This is a genomic window from Candidatus Moraniibacteriota bacterium (assembly GCA_026396275.1).
Classification (GTDB): Bacteria; Patescibacteriota; Minisyncoccia; order Moranbacterales; family JAPLXC01; genus JAPLXC01.
On sequence record JAPLXC010000007.1, the window covers coordinates 1 to 18776 of the forward strand.

Sequence of the window (18776 nt, forward strand, 5' to 3'; positions counted from 1 at the left end):
GGTCGGAAGTTGCTTGATATTTATTTTTCCTCCTTTTCCCAGCTGAATAATATCTCCCTCTCGCGTGCCCAGTGTTGCCCCTCGCAGGAAATAAGAGTTTATTGCCGAGGGAACCGATCCTACTCTTTTCCGGGGAACCATTTCGCTGTCAGTGCCGATGCGGATTCCCAGATAATAATTGCTTAAAGTGGATCCGTGAAAAGTAATTGATTCGGGAAAAGGAACAACTGTTCCGAGATAAGCATTGAGGATTCCGTCGTGAACATAAACTTTCTGGGTTTCTTCCCAAATTTTCCGGCCGGCATCAGTGTCGGAAGGATAAGGATCAGATATTTCCCGGTCAATGGTATAAAAAGCAAATCTTACATCGTATTCACCATTAGGCACCGCTTCGTTTTGGCTATTGACAATGTAAGCCGACACGTCAATACTCCTTGGTTCTTGGGCAACCGTGAAATTAAAACCCAACGCCACAACTCCGTAGATTGTCGCTATGGTTGTAATCAGTATTAGAATTTTATTTTTGGTTGCCATTTTTGTTTTCGGACGCTGAAATTTTTTAGGTCAATTAGGAATTAAATCAATTAGGTCAATTTATTTCAGTGCCCAGCCAAAAACTTCTTCCAGCGCTTTGGAAATAAGTTCAAAGATGGAAATGATTCTCGATCCGGTGTAAGCTGCGAAGTAATCAGATACTATTTCATTACCCCACCGGTCTTTTGACTTAACGGAATATACATACGCGGTGGCCGGATCAAGACTCGGTATCACGATACTATGATTAAATCCGTACGAACTTTCTTGTATCGTTTTTGGATTCTGCCCGTTATTCTTCGCATATTCAACTTCGGAGACGGAAAGTTTATTTGTCTTCCATAAAATAACAAGTTTTGCTTCATCCTGTTTTTTATTCAGGAACGCTTCGCTTTTCATCTCTGTAATTTCCAGCGGGACATCCTCCTCGCTCAAAACCGCCACTTCGCCGCCGAACCTAACTTGCTTCGCCTTAAAATTTTCACTGGCCAGCACGATGCCTTTGGGAATTTCTGTTTCTCCCCCAATTGTCTCCTCGCCTTTTATTACTCCTTTCTTTTCCTCCGCGATTTTGTAACTCTCTAAAGTTTCCAAAAATTCGGTTTCGTCTATGTATTTTTTTATAAAATTGTACCTCACAAAAGAAGCGGAGATGAAAATTACTAAGGCCGCCGCCATTACCGACGAAAAGAAAAATAATTTTTTCGGCCATCCGGCTTTTTGAATTTTATCTTCCTCAATTTCCTCAATTTCTTTCTTTTTTGGTCCTTTTTTTCCAACTTCCTTAAACGGACGAAAGTCGGGATACTGAACAGCCGGAGTTAACACAATTTCTCTCTTTCTTGTTTTGTCCCCCGATTTGTAAAACGTTAAAAAATCCTTTATCCATTTCTCGGTTGTGTACCAGTTCCGACCAAGCTTTTTCGCCTTTAGAACTTTCTTTCTAGCCAAAGAGTTTAGATATTCAGGGGTATACCCGATGATCTTGGATGCTTCAGATAGAGGTATGAATTTTTCCTCTTTTTCTCCCGGCAAATTTTTGCTGTTTTTTTGTCTCATTTCTTGTATATTTGATATCAAATATTTGTTTTATTTTAGATGAAAATCAAATGAAATTTGATTATTTTCCCTTTTACTAAATTATATAGATTACAGATGCTCAATTCAACAAAAAAAACGCCTTTTTTAGGTTATCCAAAAAGGGCGCTTTTCATGAAAAAACCCTCCGATTTAGCAAATTAGGTCCTTTTTGTCAAAAAGTCCAAATAATTCTGTTTTCTAGGCATTTTTATTTTCCTTTTACTTTTTCCGTTTCGGTTTTTCAAGAAAAACGCCATAATTTTCTGTCAAGAGCAATTTTCGCTAAACTTGCAATATTTGTCGGACAATTTGCTTTGGTTTTATTGTTTTAACAAAAATAGGGCTTGGAAAATTTTATCATTGGCACAAAAAAATAACTCCGCGTTGGCCTGCGGAGTTATTTTTCTTTTTTACATTATTCTAAACATCCAGGTTTTTCACATTTTTTGCGTGCGTCTGGATGAACCTTTTTCTTGGTTCAACGTCGCTTCCCATCAAAACATTAAACACTCTATCGGCTTCCTCCGCGTTTTCTATCTTGACTTGCAGCATTACTCTTGAGGCCGGATTCATTGTTGTTTCCCAAAGTTGTTCCGGATTCATTTCTCCTAAACCTTTATAGCGCTGGATGTTAACAATATTCTCATTTCCTATCAACTTCACAATCTCGTCTTTTTCCTGTTCGGTAAATACATAATACACTCCTTTTTGCCCGCTACCTTTTTTAAATTTATCTAATTGGGCAGGTCCGCCTTTGCCGGAAATTCTATATAGTGGCGGCTGGGCAATATAAACATGGCCTTCATTAATCAAGTCCTCAAAGTATCGGTAAAAAAAAGTGAGCAGCAGTGTTCGGATATGAGAACCATCCACATCGGCATCGGCCATAATAATGATTTTTCCGTAACGCAATCTTTTTAAATCAAAATTTTCCCCTACTCCTGTCCCCAGGGCAATGATAATTGGCTTGAGCGTATCTGACTTTACCACTCTTTCTAAACTTGTTTTTTCAACATTTACTAATTTTCCGCGAAGCGGCAGAATCGCTTGGAACTGGCGATCGCGTCCCTGCTTGGCACTACCTCCGGCGCTGTCCCCTTCCACGATGTACAGTTCAGAAATATTCGGATCGCGCGTCGTGCAATCCGCTAATTTTCCAGGAAGCGTCATTCCTTCAAGCGCTCCTTTGCGAAGCACTGCTTCTTTCGCTGCCCGCGCCGCAATGCGGGCGCGCGCCGTCAGCAAACATTTTTCAATAATCGCTTTTGCGTTATGCGGATGTTTTTCCAAAAATTCATTTAAACCTTCGGCGGTGACGCTGGCGACAGCTCCTCTGGCTTCGCTGTTTCCTAATTTTGATTTTGTCTGCCCTTCAAACTGCGGATCGCGCAACTTCACACTAATTACTGCTGTCAGTCCTTCTTTCACATCATCAGCGGTAAAGCTATCGTCTTTTTCTTTCAGGAAATTGTTTTTGCGTGCATAATCATTAAGTGCCCGGGTCAGTGCGGCTTTAAAACCAGTGAGATGCATTCCTCCTTCTATCGTATGAATATTGTTAGCAAAAGAGTATATATGCTCCTTGTATCCGTCAGTATACTGAAGGGAAATTTCTACATATATGCCGTTGGCTGTCTTTTCAATATAAACGGGCATTTCGTTCTTTATCTCCTTTTCTCTGTTGAGAAATTTAACAAAGGAAACGATTCCTCCGTCAAAATAAAGGCCCAGTTTTCTGATTTTATATTCATCTTCCTTTTTTCTTATTTCCCTTCTGTCTTCCAAGGTAATTTTTACTCCTTTGGTGAGATAGGCCTGCTGGCGCAGATATTCAGCAATTTTATCCCAGTCAAACTGAATTTCCGAAAAAATCTTGGGATCCGGCTGGAAGGAAATGGTAGTGCCGATCCTTTTTGTCTTCCCTTTGGCTTTCACTGCCCCCAGCGGTTTTCCTCTTTGATACTCTTGAACCCAGATTTTGCCATCTCGGTGAACTTCCGTTTTTGTCCACACTGAAAGAGCGTTAACCACTGAAACACCCACTCCGTGAAGTCCTCCGGAGACCTTATACCCTTCCCCGCCGAATTTTCCTCCGGCATGAAGCATTGTCATCACTGTTTCTAGAGCTGATTTTTTCGTTTGGGGATGTTTTTCCACCGGAATTCCTCGCCCATCATCAGTCACTTCCACAATATCGTCAGGAAGTAGCCGCACTGCAATATTCTTGCAAAAACCGGCCATGGCCTCGTCAATGGAGTTATTAACTACCTCCCAAACCAAATGATGAAGACCCTCAAGGGAAGTCCCTCCGATATACATACCGGGACGCTTTCTTACCGGTTCCAGTCCCTGAAGAACCTGAATGGACTTAGCGCCATATTCGCTTTTTTTCTTTTCAATTTTTTCTTCTGACATATTATTAATTATTGCCTAGTTAATGAATTCGCGAGTTAGCAGATTATTTTTTAACTCGTTAATACATGAACTCGTTAATAAATTGAGGGCAACTTATCGAGACAAAAAATACAACTCCACCAAGAAAATTCCCGCGATAACCAAAAGTCCATCCCACCAGGTAAGTACCTGAAAGTGCTGAAGGACAAGAAGCAGAACAGCTAGAAGTCCTAAAAGCAGCCCTTGACGAAAACTTATCCCGAGATGGACAAAAGCAATTTCGCCTCCTCTGGCTTTTCTCCTCGCCCAGGTCAAAAACAGAATAAATGTGCCGGAAAGCGAAAGGAATAAAGTTAGATAAAAGAGAACTTGTCCGAAAATTCCCGTCTTCTCCGGATCAATAAAGCAGACCACCGCTCCCCAGGCCAGAAGAGACAAAAAAACACTTACTCTCATTCCCCAGAGGTAGAGTTTAAGCGTCATAATAAGTTTTTTTTCTTTTTGTTTAGATTCTAATTACTCCCTTATTGTAGCGCAATTTCTGCTTTTTGGCAAGGAAAAAAACACTAAAAAAATGGCTCGAGAGAGCCACTTGTTAGCAACTATTTACTCATTTTCACTAAAAACTTTGAACAGTCAATTTAAAATGGATTTTTGTGGCGGACCTGACCGGATTCGAACCGGCGATCTTCTCCGTGACAGGGAGACGTGTTAGACCACTACACTACAGGTCCATTATTTTTGGTGCGGGGGCGAGGCAGGGAGGCGTGATAGGCCGCTACACTAACGATCCGCTTTAAGCGGGGCAAGCAGGGAATTACTGGTTATTAAAGGGAGACGTGCCTGCCCCGTGAATCCGAGCCCTGCGAGGATTTTTTCGGGGTTAGGCCACTACACTACGAGTCCGGAAAATTTTAACCGAGTAGCAGGGGTGGGACTCGGACCCACGACCCACGGATTATGATTCCGTTGCTCTAACCAACTGAGCTACCCTGCCGCATAATTGGTGCGGGGTGAATCCTGTATAAACCAATTGCCTGCCCCGTGAATTCCAAAGGAATTTTACGGGGAGCTACCCTGGCATTTTACAGCTAAAATTACTATATATCAACCCCGCATTAACTTTGCCGATTGTTAATTGGCGGCGCTGCGGGCGAATAGCCCGGCCCTATTCGGGCCAAGCGCCGCCGGAATTTAGGACACTGGTATAAAATTAAAACTTGATTATATTAACAAAAGCAAAGTTAGTGGCGGGGTCAACATAAAAATCCCGTCGCTACGGGACTTTCATGCATTTTTATGGGCGCCAGATTTGCTTGCACTGAGTGAGTCCGATATTGCATCGGACGAGTCGAAGTGTTGCGGGAGCAGGATTTGAACCTGCGACCTCGTGGTTATGAGCCACGCGAGCTGCCAGACTGCTCCATCCCGCTGCGTAAAATTCGCTTCGCTCACCACGCAGCTTAAAGCTGCTAACTATATCACAACACTACCAGTCACGTGGCGAAGCTTTACGTGACTCCATCCCGCTGCGTAAAATTTGTCTAAAAAAATTAATGGGAGATAACGCTCCCTAATATAGCAGATTTTAAAACCTTTGTCAATAGTAAGTACAAAATGAGTACAGTTTTTACAAAAGCTCCAGATTCTTCAGCAATTTTTCATAAACCTCAATAACTTGCTCGGCTGTTTCCTTGTCTATGGAGAAACTCGCTTCCTGGATGACTCGATTGCGAATCTGATGAGCATGGCGGATATCCTCCAGGTTGTCTAATTGAGCCGGCGTGGCTGCTTCCAATCGTTCAGTCATATTTTTCCCTCTGAAGCCAATGCCCGCCAGAATTTTATCCGCGATACTGTCGGCTTCTATTATTGCCACTTTATACTGGGAAACATTGTCGCTTTCCAGCCGTTTTCTGATTTTAGCCCATTTTTTACGCATCTGGCTTTTCGGAACGGCTGGAAAATCCATTCCTTTGAGCATCGTCCGCACATCCGCCCCGAATCCCTTGAGTATCATAATAAGCACAATATCAATAACCAGCACCGCTACATAGACGCCCAGAATAAATTTTATCACAACAAAAAAGGCGGAGTGGTAAAAATTTATTGCGTATAACCCTATTTGGCTTAATAAATCCATAAAATTAGTTAAAAGTTAAATCAGTATTATAATTCTTTATTAATTTATTAACGGGTTAACGCGTTAACGAGTTAGATTTTCAACCCGTGAACTCGTTAACTGATTTAATAAATAATGATTCGCGAACTTCATACGCATATGCCGCGTTTAAAACATTTTCTTCGTCAAACCATTTTCCCATCAGCTGTCCGCCCAGTGGCAATTCTTTTCCCTCTTTGCTAATCGTCCCGATGGGAAATGAAATCGCCGGCACGCCGGCTAAATTGGCCGTTACCGTGTAAATATCAGAAAGATACATTTTCAGAGGATCGTCGGTTTTTTCCCCGAACTTGAAGGCCGTCTCTGGAGTAGTGGGAGAAAAAATTAAATCAACTTCCAAAAATGCATCCTCAAAATCCTTTTTAATGAGCGCCCGGACCCTCTGGGCTTTTTTATAATAAGCGTCATAGTAGCCAGCGGAAAGCGCGTAAGTCCCTAGCATTATCCTTCTTTTCACTTCTTCCCCAAAACCATATTTTCTGGTATCTAAATATGTTTCCAGCAATGCGCTTGCCGCGTGATCCGGTGTGTCGCCGGATTTTACGCGGTCATCTATTCGCATCCCATATTTTATCCCGTCAAACCGGGCCAGATTGGAACTGACTTCTGAAGGCATAATAATATAATAAGTCGGCAAGGAATATTGGCTGTGGGGAAGATTGATTTCCCTGATCTCTGCTCCAAGTTCTTTAAATTTCGCCACTGTTTCGTCAAATCTCTCCTGAATTCTGCCGTCCAGTCCTTCTAAATACTCACGAGGAATTCCGATTTTTAGGCCCTTAATACCGCCAGTAAGATAATCCTCGTATGGCTTTTCTCCGCTCTGCGCTGAAGTGGCGTCCTTTCCGTCAAATCCGGAAATTCGGGAAAGAATAATCGCCGCGTCTTCCACCGACCGGGCAATCGGCCCGATCTGATCCAAGCTGGAAGCCATAGCAATGAGTACGTATCGGGAAACCCGGACATAGTTTGGATTCAGTCCCACCACTCCGCAAAAAGACGCCGGCTGGCGAATTGATCCGCCGGTATCCGAGCCCAGCGCCCAAGCCGCCAATTCTCCCGCTACGGCTGTCGCTGACCCTCCGGAAGATCCGCCGGGAACTCTTTCGGGATCGATAGGATTTTTCGTTTTTTTATAAGCGCTGTTTTCCGTGGAAGAACCCATGGCAAACTCATCTAAATTTGTTTTACCGAGTATCACAGCGTCGGCTTCCTTGATATTTTTTATTACTGACGCGTCATAAGGAGCAATGTAATTATCCAGTATTTTTGATCCCGCCGTCGCCCGTGCTCCGTCAACGCAGATGTTGTCTTTCACGGCGCAAGGTATTCCGGCCAGAAGGTCAATTTTTTCTCCTTTTTTAATCTTTTCATCCACCAACTCCGCCTGCTTTAGAGCCAACTGCTCCGTTAAAGTCAGGTAGGCGCCGATCTCTTTGTCTTTCTTTTCAATCGCGTTGAAATACTGTTCAGTTAATTTTACTGAAGTAATCTCACCGGATATTAATTTGTTATGGAGTTCTTTGATCATCTTCTCTGTTTACTAATTACTAATTTCGTACGAATATATGAATATTTTTTAACCGATGCTACTTTTACGCATTAGTATATTCGTAATCGATTCGTAATTCGTAAAGGCTACAAAACGCTTTTCACTTTCACAAATCCCTTCTTCGTCTCTGGCGCGTTTTTCATAATCGCTTCTTTCCCCAAATCGCCAAAATCTTCCACTTCATCTTCCCGCAAAACATTAAACCGGCCCGTGATATGGCTGATTGGCTCAATGCCTTCCGTACCTAATTTCTGAAGTTCCTTGAAATAATCCAAAATCGCCGAAAGATCTTTTTGGTATTTTTCGGTTTCTTTGTCAGTTATTCCTATACGAGCAAGAGCAGCGATATGTTGGACTTCATCCTTTGTTAGCATATACTTATAATAGTTTTTCTTTACTAATTACTAATCACTTACTAATATACTAATAAATTTATAAAAATTGGTATATTTATATAGAATTAGTAATTCGTAAAGACTAGCTCACTATTTTTCTAAATTCTTCCTCCCTAATAATCTTCACTCTCAATTTCTTCGCTTTATCAAACTTTGATCCCGGATTTTTCCCGGCCACGACATAATCCGTTTTCCTGCTAATCGACGAAGACACATCCCCTCCTTCTTTTCTTATCATATCTTTTACCTCGTCTCTTGTAAAATTTTCCAGCTCCCCGGTCAGCACGAATATCAAACCTCGTAGTTTGTTGTGAGTAGCAGGTTGTTTAGTATCTGGCGCAATAACCTCCACTCCCAATTTTTCCATTTTTTCCAGAAGCTTTAAATTGTTTTTATCGCCAAACCAGGAAACTATGCTTCTCGCTGACTTCTCCCCGATGCCTTTAATTTTCAGCCAGTCCTCAAAAGTTATTTTAGGAAAATATTTAATAATATCCCTTATTTTCCTAATCTCCCTAATTTCCCCGATCACCTTTGGCAAATTTCGCCCAATTAAAACAGAGGTTTCCTCGCCAACATGGCGGATGCCTAAAGCGTACAAGAATTTCGAAAATTCAATGCGTTTGCTTTTCTCAATTGCCTCAATCAGATTCTGCGCCGATTTTTCAGCGAATCGTTCCAGCGGTTCTAAATCCCCTGTTGTGAGTTCGAAAATATCGGAAAAACTGGAAATTAATCCCTCGTTTATTAGCTGCTCAACAATTTTTTCTCCCAGTCCTTCTATATTAAACCCTTTTTTGCTGACGAAATGAATTATTCTTTCCCGCTCAATGGCATAACAATTTTTATTAAGGCAATAATGGGCTGCGCTTTTCTCCCCGCTCTTGGTACCAATTATTTCTCTCTTTACCGGCCCACCGCAAATAGGGCAACGCTTGGGCATATGGAAAACTTTTTCTTTCCCGGTACGCAAGTTTTTCAGCACTTCCACTACTTCCGGAATAACATCTCCGGCTTTGTGAATTACCACTGTATCACCAACTCGTACGTCTAAGCGCCGAATTTCGTCTTCATTGTGAAGCGTCGCCCGTGAAACTGTCGAGCCGGCGACTTTTACCGGGCGAAGATGCGCCACCGGCGTGAGTGCTCCCGTTCGCCCGACCTGGACTTTAATATCCTCCACGATTGTCGTCACTTTTTCCGGGATGAATTTATAGGCAATCGCCCAGCGGGGAGATTTTCCGGTGTAGCCCAGTGCGTCCTGCAGTTTATTGCTATTTATCTTAATCACTACGCCATCGATTCCGTATGGCTGGGCATTGCGCTTGTCTTCCCAGAATTTGTAAAATCTTTCAACCTCGTCCAAATTTTTGCAGAGTTTATAATTCGGATTAACTTTAAATCCCAGTTCTTTAAGTAATTCAAGTTCCTCAATTTGTGTTTTTGGAGGTTGAACCTCCAAATCATAAGAGGTTCGGCCTCCTTGGACAATTTTGGTTGAGGGAGGCCGAACCTCTCCCTTTCCTGGACTTGGCGACCCCGCCGCCAAATAATCTATGTCGTAGACATACGAATCTAATTTTCTACTGGCCGTCACTTTCGGATCCAGCTGCCGGATGGATCCTGCCGCAGCGTTTCGCGAATTGGCAAAAAGCGAGAGTCCTTTTCTTTTTCTTTCCTTGTTGATTTTATCCAGCTCGCTTTTTTTGAGCCATGCTTCGCCGACAACAACAATATCAACAGGATAATTCAGCCGTAGCGGAATACTATGAATGGTTTTGAGTTGTTCAGTCACATTTTCACCGGTAACGCCATCTCCCCGCGTCGCTCCTAGAACAAATAATCCGTTCTCATAAGTTAGAACTATCTTCAGCCCGTCAATTTTTATTTCCGCGCAATAATCTAGGTCGATAGAGGTTCGACCTCTTTGAGCCGTTTTGGTTGAGAGAGGTCGAACCTCTTTTTGTTGTAAGTTGCCTGCCTGCCAGCGAGGCAGGTTAGTTGTAAGTTGTTTAGTCAAAATCCTCTTTACTTTTTCCTCCCACTTCTTCAATTCTTCAAAACTGAACGCATCATCCAGCGACCACTGGCGTACGTGATGGCGCACTTTCTCAAATTTTTCCAAGGGCTCACCGCCGATTCTCTGACTAGGAGAATCAGGACTCTTAAGCTCCGGGTGCTTCTCTTCCAAACCCCGCAATTCTCGCATTAGTGAATCGTAAACCTCATCCGAAATATCCGGCCGATCGAGAACATGATAAAGATAGCGAAGATGATCGATTTCTCGGCGCAGTTTTTTGATCCGTCCTTTAGCCTGTCCTTTTGCTTCATTCATAGATTTATTATATCATCCGAAAGACAAAATTAAAATCCGAGGTTGAACCTCGGATTTTCCTTTTATCGGATTTTCCTTTTGTCGAAACTAAGTTTCGACAACCCGAGCAATGCGTGGCTTAAACCGCCACCGCGTTAAAGTTCAGCTTTAAGATCATTTCATTCTTAGCAGTTACCGTCTGTGACTTTCCAAGTGTTACCACCAGTAAAACTATTCCCTTCTCCCCAAGTCCCCGTGCTAACATTTGTATCTACGACTCCATTTACGCATTTCACTGTTCCTCTCCATCTTCCAGAACTCCCTCCGTTAGAATACCACCTGCCTTCAACAATAGCTTCAAAGTTCGTTTTTCCATCCGTACCTATGGAATAACTAGTGCATTTATTAGACCCTCCAGTGACAGTATCTGTATACCAAGTAACTGTCTCGTGGCCATTACCATAGTCGGTTGCGCCACTTGCGCCGCCGATAAAATTCAAGTCGCTTGCGTCTGACCCAAAACAATTTCCGCGCAGAAGAACCATATCAGTATTTATTTTAGGACTTCCTTGACTAAATCTAACTAAACCCACCATCTCTCTTCCCGACCCCGTGGGTGGAGGGCCACCTGCCGCCACCGCCACCTCAATGGCCCGGCTAGTTCCGGCGTAGGTGCCGACGGATTTGATTTTAGCGACATTGGAAACCGGATCTCCGCAAGGCACGATAACGGCTGGATCGGCATCATCATAAAACGTCACGGTGTAATCCTTGCCGGAAGAAATAGAACCGGATATCGTTCCATTGGAACAGGTTGTTCCCAGTGAAGCAGCCAGCGAGTTAAGATCGGTCAGGGAATCGTCTTTGTAAATCTTCTGCAAAATTACCTCTGCCCCGCTGTCAGCCACCTGGAAGCCGGCGGTGGATTTCCCCGTCGTTCCGGCGGTCTTTCTTTCAATAACCGTTACCGAAGCGATTCCGATGGCGGTAGCCAGGATTATAAAGAGGACGATGAGGGTGAAAACCAGAATCGACCCGGAGATTTTTTGTTTGATTTTTTTTAACATAGTTTTTTATTTAATAATTAGTGTTTCTTAGTTGTTTAGTTTCTTAGTTGCCTAGTTGTTAGTTGTTTAGTAGTTAGTTGTTTAGTTTCATTATAACATGGCAGAACATTTTAAGATAGCAGGTGTTTTAGTTTTACAACCCCGTTTCCGTGTAATCCCGCAGCGACACGCTGGTCTGAATTTTGGCTTCGTCGCGCGGGTTGCCGTCGCAACCGGTTACCGGGCAAACTTTGAGAGCAATTGTCACTTTGCCAACTATCGTGGGGTCGGAAGAAGTGGAATAAAAATTTCCCGTGACCGTTCCACTGGTAATACTTGCCGGACTGCTAAGCGAAGTAGTTGTGCACCAGTCGATTTTGTCTGGAGCGCTGTCGCCCGGATCATCCGCTGATTCCAGGGTAATTTCTGTACCACTAAAAGCATATCTTATGCATTTATTTTGAGAATAATCAAAAATTCTAACCGAAGAAGTTGTCAGGTTTTGTCCTATCGGACTTGCCACGCTGCTGGTCCTCAAGGACTTGGCTATTAAATTAATCGCGTATTGGGCAGCTTCTAAATCTCTTTGGATGACTTTGGCGCTGCGGTACCCTTGAAATGCCCGGCCGAAGATACCGGAAACAGTAGTCATTATTATGACGAAAACAAACATCGCTACGATGACTTCTATAAGGGTAAACCCCCTGATGGTATTCATTTTTTTGTCCGCTGACTTTTCCATTTGTTCTGTTTGTTCTGTTTTTCCAAATTAACGCGTTTGAAATTATGTTTTCCTATTTCCAGGAGGTAAGCAGCGCTTCGACGGAAACGCATTTATTTCCCGTAGTGCAGGAGGCCGGTGGAGAATTTGCTCCACTCCACCAAACCGTGCTGGTTACTCTTTTTCCGGCAGGACTCGCGGAGGTAGCAATAGCAACATTTCTTGAGAAGCGGGTCGCATCCCCGCTTCCGTACTGATATCTTCCATTAGTATCATATTTCAAGGCATAATTTCCTCCGGAGCACGAAAGGTTAGGATCAACCGTGGCTGAAGTATCTTTTGTAACATCAATACACTTATTTCCATCTGTTAGCCAGTAGAAAGGGTCCTCTGAATAAACGATAAAGGAATTATCGCGCAAGTTCCGCGTGAGTTCCGCTCCCTCCTGTGCCAATTGCGCCGCGATAATCTCATTGCGGCTGTCAATTGACTGGCTGATGCTTTTGGCGATAAGCCCCACCGCCGCCACAATTCCGACAGTAATGACAAAAAGCGAAATAATCACTTCTCCTATGGAAAAACCTTTTTTTCTACTTCGTAACATAACGAGTTGTTAGTGGTTAATGGCTGGTGGTTAGTTATCAGCAGTCAGTGGTTAGTAGTTTAGCACCCCTCCCCAATTCTCTTTTCCTCCACTCTCCCCGGAGGATAGACGCAGACATTGATAGTTTTTATAGTTGTGCTTGTTTGATTCTGCAGAGTTATGACAGTATTATTATTGGGCGAAAGCACTCCAAATGGAATGGAAAAAGAAAATGATCCTGAATTTTGAAATGTTACCTTGTTCTTCAGAGTATACTGAATGGGAGGATTGCTGCATCCGCTATTATTGCTTACGCTGTAATTAGAGCCGCCATAAGTGAAAACGTAAGAATTGCAGGTTGAACTGGCATTTTTTCCGGTGAGAGCGTTATTCTGCGCCTCCCGCACCGCCGCCGCCACTTCGCGCGCCGCCACCTCCAGCTCTCTGTCTTTCCGACTATCCCCGAGATAAACCAGCGTCACCGACGTCATAATGCCAATAATGGCGATAACGATTATTAGTTCTAGCAATGTGAAACCTCTATTATTCATATCAAAAATTAAAAATCAAACATCAAAATTACAATTTAAAAATCAAAAATTATTTCTAATTTTAAAATCATTTTTGAATTTTGATTTGTCATTTTGCATTTTGATTTTTGATATTTGATTTTAAAAGTACAGAAACCAATACTTGATTGCCGGAAATATTTTTGGAACAAAAATTGTGAGGAACACTCCTGCCACCAGAAACGGCGCGAATGGCACTTGGCTTTGCATAGTTTTTTTCTTGAGCGCTATTAATATAATACCTGAAATCGCCCCGATGGTAAAAGCCATCACTAATGCGACTAGAATAGCTGGCCACTTGATGATCAGTCCAGCGAGCAGCGCCGCGTAAGCGTCTCCTATTCCCATCCACCTTTCCTTGGAAACAGAAGCCAGCAGAAAAAAGAAAAGGAACGCTCCCAGTCCGGCCAAGAGTCCCGAGAAAATGTTAAGTGAAAATATATCAGAAGAGGCATTAAAGTTTAGCCAGTCAGTCAGAAGATAATAACTAACCGTTAGTCCCACTCCCAGCCAGACGGCTATCATCGGAATTTCCATAAATTTCAAATCATATACGAAAATAATCAAAAGCAGTGAAAAAGCAATTAAAAGATAAAATGTCTCAAGCCAACTTTGGGGACTGGACGCTGAAAAGAAATAAAGTCCAGTGGCGGCAAAAATAATTCCGGTGGAGAGCTCCACTAATGGATACTGCCAGGAAATTTTCTCCCCGCAGTCCCGGCAGCGCATTTTGAGAATGGTAAAACTTAAAAGCGGAATATTGTCGTACCAGCGGATCCGCGCCGCGCAATGCGGGCATTTGGAATGACCCAAAATAGTTTCCGCCGTATGCAATCTTGAAATTACTACATTCAGGAAACTGCCGACAATGAGACCGAGAATGAAAAAAATTACTATCATTTCTATTATCTATTAAGCTAGTTAATGGGTTTGCGAGTTAACGGGTTAATCCTAAAAATCTTAACTCGTTAATGCGTTAACTCGTTAATATAAATCAATAAGGAATAAAAAAATTAATCGCATTCCGTTCCCGACGCAGCGTAGCATTTTTCCACATTGCAAATAAGCCGGCAGTCCCGGCAGTTGTTGTTTGTTGTTACCGCCCAACCCGAGTAATCCGAACCAATTACAAATTGGGTAATACTCCCGCATTTAGCAGATAAAGTGGGATATTTTTCACTTCCGGAATTGCAAATTATTCCTGTGCCAGGAGCCCCGCTTCCTGCTGTTCCTCCGCTTCCAATGCACATCTCCACCGCTGTCCGCACGCTGTCCATTGAAGTTTTATAACCGTTTATCGCCGCCTTATTTTGGGCAGAGGATGCCCAAAGAGCCAAAATTATTGCCGTCAACAGCCCGATAATGGCGATGATGATCATTAGTTCAATAAGAGTGAATCCTTTTTCTTTCTTCATAATTTCTAATTGATCTAATAAAATCCCAATTAACTAAATCCCAAATTTTTAGGTCAACTAGGTTAATTAGAAATTAGGTCAATTTATTGAATCCTTTATCTACTTTCCCCGCGCCAATTCTAACTTTAAATCAAGCATAGAAAAACCTATGGCATTTTTTAAAATCGGCGCGGGGCTTGCCGTCCCGCCGAAACAGGACAGCAAGCATAAAAGTTTTCAACTGTTTTAGCAACCGATCGGGAAAGCCACTCCTGCTGGAGTAATAGTAGCATTATTTCCATCGCAAGCAGTAACGCCGGTACCCGTAATTCCAACCGTCATTGTAAAATCGCCACTTGAAGCGCAAGCTCCTCCAGTTATTGTTCCAATCTCGGCAATGTTGGGTATAATTGCTCCAATTAACGGACTGCAGATATCAGCATTTTTAGCTGTTTGTAAGGCAGCACCACTCTGATCGCAACACAATATTGCCCCAGGAGCCATACTAGAAATTGATGACTTTACAGCAGCTACACGAGCCTTACTCCTCGCACTATTCAAACTCACTAACACAATCGATGCCAGAATCCCGATGATCGCAATAACAATCAAAAGTTCAATCAAGGTAAAGCCCTTTTTCTTCTTTTTCGCTTTTTTCTTTGCCATTAAAATTCACCTCCTTTCGCCAACTTTGTCAAAATCTATGATTTTGCAACAAAGTTGAGCGTCCCGCTCCTTTTCTTTAGATAGTCCTACTTTTATTTCAAGTTCAGGCGAAGCCGTTTCATGCTTATGGTAATAAATTTCCGTAAATTATCTTCGGAAAAGGGGCGGGGCTAGCTCATGTTGCCTCAAGACTTAACAAAGATTTTTTTAACTTTTAGTTTCTATATTTAAACAGTCAGTTATTTTGATTAATTTTCAATTATTAAAAAATTTGAAAATTGTAAATTAATTGCTACCGCCTTGGCGGGGTCCCGACCTGGCGGGATAAATTGAGAATTGGAAATTGGAAATTATCACAACTTTCCGGCTATGTTATAGATAGGCAGCAGTATCGCGAACACCAGAATCGCCACTCCGATTCCCAAAATGACAATCAAAATCGGTTCAATCATCGTGGAAAGGTTGCGGGCGGTTTTGTCAACTTCCTGCTCATAAAAGGAGGAGACATTTTTGAGAACTTCGCCCAATTTCCCGGTCTCTTCGCCGATCTTCGTCATTTGGGAAACAATGGGAGGAACATCGGATGATTTGGCAAAGACCGTGCTGATGTGCCCTCCGGTTTTTACTTCGTCAGCGCTGCGCAAAATGATACTTTGATGGACGCTGTTTCCCACCACTTCACTGACGATAATGAGCGCCCGTACAATTGGTATTCCTGCTGTCAGCATCAAGGAAAGATTGTCGGCAAATCTCGCCAAATAAATGGAGCGAAAGAAATTTCCCAAAATCGGCAGCTTTATTTTCACCTGGTCCCACTCGCGCTTCCCCGCTTCGGTCTTCACATAATACAAAAACCCGCCAATGAGTCCCACTATTACGATTAGCACCGCCCACCAGAAATTAGCCATAAAGTCGCCAATGAATATAATTGCCCGGGTGTACCAGGGAATGGCAACGTCCAGTTCTTTGATGATTCCTGTGAGTTTGGGAAGAATAACGGTAATTACCAGAAAACCGATAATAAAAGCGACGGTAATCACAAAGGAGGGATAGAGCAAAGCGCTCCTTATTTTAGAGACCAGTTGATAATTTTTTTCGGCGTTGTCAGCGACAAAAGATATTGCTCGCTGAAGATTGCCGGAGACCTCGCCTGCCCGGACCACACTTACCATGATAGGGGAAAAAGCCGTCGGATGTTTTTCCAAGCTCTCGGAAAACGGCATTCCTTCCCGGACATCTTCGGTTATCTCCCGGATAACGAGACACAGGAATTTATTGGTGGTCTGTTCTTCAATGGCCGCCAGTGACTGGGTAATAGGAACTTTGGCTTCAATCAAGGTAGCCAGTTGCCGGAAAAAAACAACTAATTCTCTTTGGCTCACTCCTTCCCAAATTCTTTGAATCTCCCTAATAAATGCAGGCGTTCTTTTTTCCTGCTCAACGAATATGGGAACAAGATTGCTCTTTTGGAGCGCCTGGACAGCGGCTTGCTCGCTGATTGATTCAATGGTTCCTTTTTTAACCGCTCCAGTTTGATCTTTGGCTTTGAAAATAAATCTCATATGTGCTTCGCTAAAATCAAAGATTAAAATGCAAAATGCAAAATTAGGGAATTCGTTTCGCTTATAAACAATCTTTTAAAAGATTGTCGTAGAGCGACACCAAAATTTTGATTTTTAATTTTTGATTTTTAATTTTACTTCTTAATTAGCATCTGCAAATATTCTCTGTTTTTTGAAAATTTGAGAGCGTCATCAATGGTAATCAGTCCTTGGTGAACCAAGTCCGCCAGCGATTTATCCAGCGATATCATCCCTTCCCCTAAGCTCGTTTCAATCACGGAGTCAATTTGATAGGTCTTATTTTCCCGAACAAGATTTTCCACCGCGTGGTTTTTAATCATAATCTCCACCGCCGGAATGCGCCCTCCTCCAATGCGGGGAATGAGCCGCTGGGAAACCACTCCCAGAAGAACATTGGCCAGTTGCGAACGGATTTGATTCTGCTGGTGAGCGGGGAAAACGTCAATGATGCGATCTACCGTCTGGGCGCTGTCATTAGTGTGAAGTGTCGCAAAGATAAGATGTCCGGTCTCGGCCGCCGTCATAGCGGTGCTGATAGTGTCAAGATCCCGCATTTCCCCAATCAGCACGACATTGGCGTCTTCGCGGAACACCGCCCGCAGGGCGTCCTGAAAGGAACGCGCGTCTTCTCCCACTTCCCGTTGATTGATAATGCAGCGGTCCTGTTCGTACACGTACTCAATCGGATCTTCAATGGTAATAATATGCTTTTCCTCGTTGTGATTGATGCTGTCAATAAGTGCCGCCAAAGTCGTTGATTTTCCGTGACCGACCGGACCGGTAACTAGTAGGAGTCCTTGAGAATACTGCGCGAAATTATAAAGGGCGGTGGGGATATTCAGTTCTTCCAAGGTTCTCACTCTACTGGTAATCAGACGCATGGCGATGCTAATGCAACCTTTCTGAAAAAAAACATTTGTCCGAAAACGGGCTTTGTCCTCAAAATTATAGGAAAAGTCGGCCTGATGGTCTTCCATCAGTTTCTTTTTATTTTCTCCGTTTAAAATAACATCGGAAAGCGCCTTGGTGTCTTCCGCTGTCAACATGCTCTCCTGCGTCAAAGGATATAATTTTCCATCTACGCGAATAGTTGGGTATCTTCCCACTACCAAATGAAGGTCTGAAGCATTTTGCTGGGCCACAATTCGCAGTAAATTTTTCATTTTTTGTTCAATGTGGAGAGCATCCATGTATTTTCTTGATTGTTCTATAATTCATTTTAGCAAACTTTGACTTCCGCCACAATCACTTGAGCAGTGACCGGATTTTGCCCACAACTTCCGAGGGCGTAAAATGCGATTTTATGAGATAATCGGAAGCTCCTATGCCCAGCCCTTCTTCGACTTTTTCTTTTTCCGAGAGATTAGTGAGAAGAATAACGGGAATATTCTTCCATTCTTTCTTCTCCTTGATCTTTTTTAGAACTTCTATGCCGTCCATATAGGGCATAATAATATCCAGCAGAATAAGATCAGGCAGTTGCTCCTCCAGCCGCTTTATGGCTTCCATGCCGTTTTCCGCCACCATAATTGCGAACCCTTCTTGCTCCAGTTTTGTGTGATATATATCCGTAACAAAAGCATCATCCTCCACGAGTAGTATAGTTTTCTTTTTCTCCATATTTTCGCTTTTAACAAAATTATTACTTCTAAATTGTCAGAAATCCCAATTCCAAAACTCAAATTCCAAATCAAGTTCAAATGTCTAAATGACAAAATTTAAAGAATTTTAATTTAGATTTGATTTGGAATAATTTGAGCTTT

Annotated in this window: 18 protein-coding genes and 3 tRNA genes; all 21 read right to left on the reverse strand. The window is 42.7% G+C overall.

Annotated elements, in window-relative coordinates; translation table 11 throughout:
• Positions 1-534, reverse strand: a 534-nt coding sequence (locus NT136_01940; protein MCX6765702.1) for a hypothetical protein, incomplete at its 3' end; no start/stop codon positions are given.
• Positions 535-594: 60 nt separating this feature from the next.
• Positions 595-1593, reverse strand: a complete 999-nt coding sequence (locus tag NT136_01945) for a fibronectin type III domain-containing protein (GenBank protein ID MCX6765703.1) — start codon at positions 1591-1593, stop codon at positions 595-597.
• Between the two features lie 441 nt (positions 1594-2034).
• Complete coding sequence (gene gyrB / locus NT136_01950; protein ID MCX6765704.1) at positions 2035-4014, reverse strand: DNA topoisomerase (ATP-hydrolyzing) subunit B; 1980 nt, start codon at positions 4012-4014, stop codon at positions 2035-2037.
• Between the two features lie 108 nt (positions 4015-4122).
• Positions 4123-4491 carry a hypothetical protein gene (locus tag NT136_01955; GenBank protein ID MCX6765705.1) on the reverse strand — a complete coding sequence of 123 codons (369 nt, stop codon included), beginning with the start codon at positions 4489-4491 and terminating at the stop codon, positions 4123-4125.
• Between the two features lie 174 nt (positions 4492-4665).
• Positions 4666-4742 (reverse strand) — tRNA-Asp (locus NT136_01960).
• A gap of 189 nt (positions 4743-4931) precedes the next feature.
• Positions 4932-5005, reverse strand: a tRNA-Met gene (locus NT136_01965).
• Between the two features lie 362 nt (positions 5006-5367).
• A tRNA-Met gene (locus NT136_01970) sits at positions 5368-5441 on the reverse strand.
• A 197-nt stretch (positions 5442-5638) separates the two neighbouring features.
• Positions 5639-6151: a hypothetical protein gene (locus tag NT136_01975; GenBank protein ID MCX6765706.1), complete on the reverse strand. Its 513-nt coding sequence runs from the start codon at positions 6149-6151 to the stop codon at positions 5639-5641.
• 79 nt (positions 6152-6230) lie between these two features.
• Positions 6231-7721 (reverse strand): Asp-tRNA(Asn)/Glu-tRNA(Gln) amidotransferase subunit GatA, encoded by a 1491-nt coding sequence (gatA, locus tag NT136_01980; protein MCX6765707.1) that lies wholly within the window; start codon positions 7719-7721, stop codon positions 6231-6233.
• A gap of 107 nt (positions 7722-7828) precedes the next feature.
• On the reverse strand, positions 7829-8116 hold the full coding sequence (gatC, locus tag NT136_01985) for an Asp-tRNA(Asn)/Glu-tRNA(Gln) amidotransferase subunit GatC (GenBank protein MCX6765708.1): 288 nt from the start codon (positions 8114-8116) through the stop codon (positions 7829-7831).
• A 103-nt stretch (positions 8117-8219) separates the two neighbouring features.
• Positions 8220-10472 carry an NAD-dependent DNA ligase LigA gene (ligA, locus tag NT136_01990; protein ID MCX6765709.1) on the reverse strand — a complete coding sequence of 751 codons (2253 nt, stop codon included), beginning with the start codon at positions 10470-10472 and terminating at the stop codon, positions 8220-8222.
• 164 nt (positions 10473-10636) lie between these two features.
• The gene (locus NT136_01995; protein MCX6765710.1) at positions 10637-11518 is read right to left on the reverse strand and encodes a hypothetical protein; all 882 of its coding nucleotides are present in this window, start codon (positions 11516-11518) and stop codon (positions 10637-10639) included.
• 133 nt (positions 11519-11651) lie between these two features.
• Positions 11652-12239 (reverse strand): type II secretion system protein, encoded by a 588-nt coding sequence (locus NT136_02000; GenBank protein MCX6765711.1) that lies wholly within the window; start codon positions 12237-12239, stop codon positions 11652-11654.
• Positions 12240-12291: 52 nt separating this feature from the next.
• Complete coding sequence (locus NT136_02005; GenBank protein ID MCX6765712.1) at positions 12292-12822, reverse strand: hypothetical protein; 531 nt, start codon at positions 12820-12822, stop codon at positions 12292-12294.
• A gap of 59 nt (positions 12823-12881) precedes the next feature.
• The gene (locus NT136_02010) at positions 12882-13352 is read right to left on the reverse strand and encodes a prepilin-type N-terminal cleavage/methylation domain-containing protein (GenBank protein MCX6765713.1); all 471 of its coding nucleotides are present in this window, start codon (positions 13350-13352) and stop codon (positions 12882-12884) included.
• A gap of 120 nt (positions 13353-13472) precedes the next feature.
• Positions 13473-14270 carry a prepilin peptidase gene (locus NT136_02015; GenBank protein ID MCX6765714.1) on the reverse strand — a complete coding sequence of 266 codons (798 nt, stop codon included), beginning with the start codon at positions 14268-14270 and terminating at the stop codon, positions 13473-13475.
• Positions 14271-14383: 113 nt separating this feature from the next.
• Positions 14384-14785 (reverse strand): prepilin-type N-terminal cleavage/methylation domain-containing protein, encoded by a 402-nt coding sequence (locus NT136_02020; GenBank protein MCX6765715.1) that lies wholly within the window; start codon positions 14783-14785, stop codon positions 14384-14386.
• 225 nt (positions 14786-15010) lie between these two features.
• Complete coding sequence (locus tag NT136_02025) at positions 15011-15430, reverse strand: prepilin-type N-terminal cleavage/methylation domain-containing protein (protein MCX6765716.1); 420 nt, start codon at positions 15428-15430, stop codon at positions 15011-15013.
• A gap of 353 nt (positions 15431-15783) precedes the next feature.
• On the reverse strand, positions 15784-16992 hold the full coding sequence (locus tag NT136_02030; GenBank protein ID MCX6765717.1) for a type II secretion system F family protein: 1209 nt from the start codon (positions 16990-16992) through the stop codon (positions 15784-15786).
• A gap of 134 nt (positions 16993-17126) precedes the next feature.
• Complete coding sequence (locus tag NT136_02035) at positions 17127-18176, reverse strand: type IV pilus twitching motility protein PilT (GenBank protein MCX6765718.1); 1050 nt, start codon at positions 18174-18176, stop codon at positions 17127-17129.
• An 82-nt stretch (positions 18177-18258) separates the two neighbouring features.
• On the reverse strand, positions 18259-18633 hold the full coding sequence (locus NT136_02040; protein ID MCX6765719.1) for a response regulator: 375 nt from the start codon (positions 18631-18633) through the stop codon (positions 18259-18261).
• Between the last annotated feature and the right edge of the window lie 143 nt (positions 18634-18776).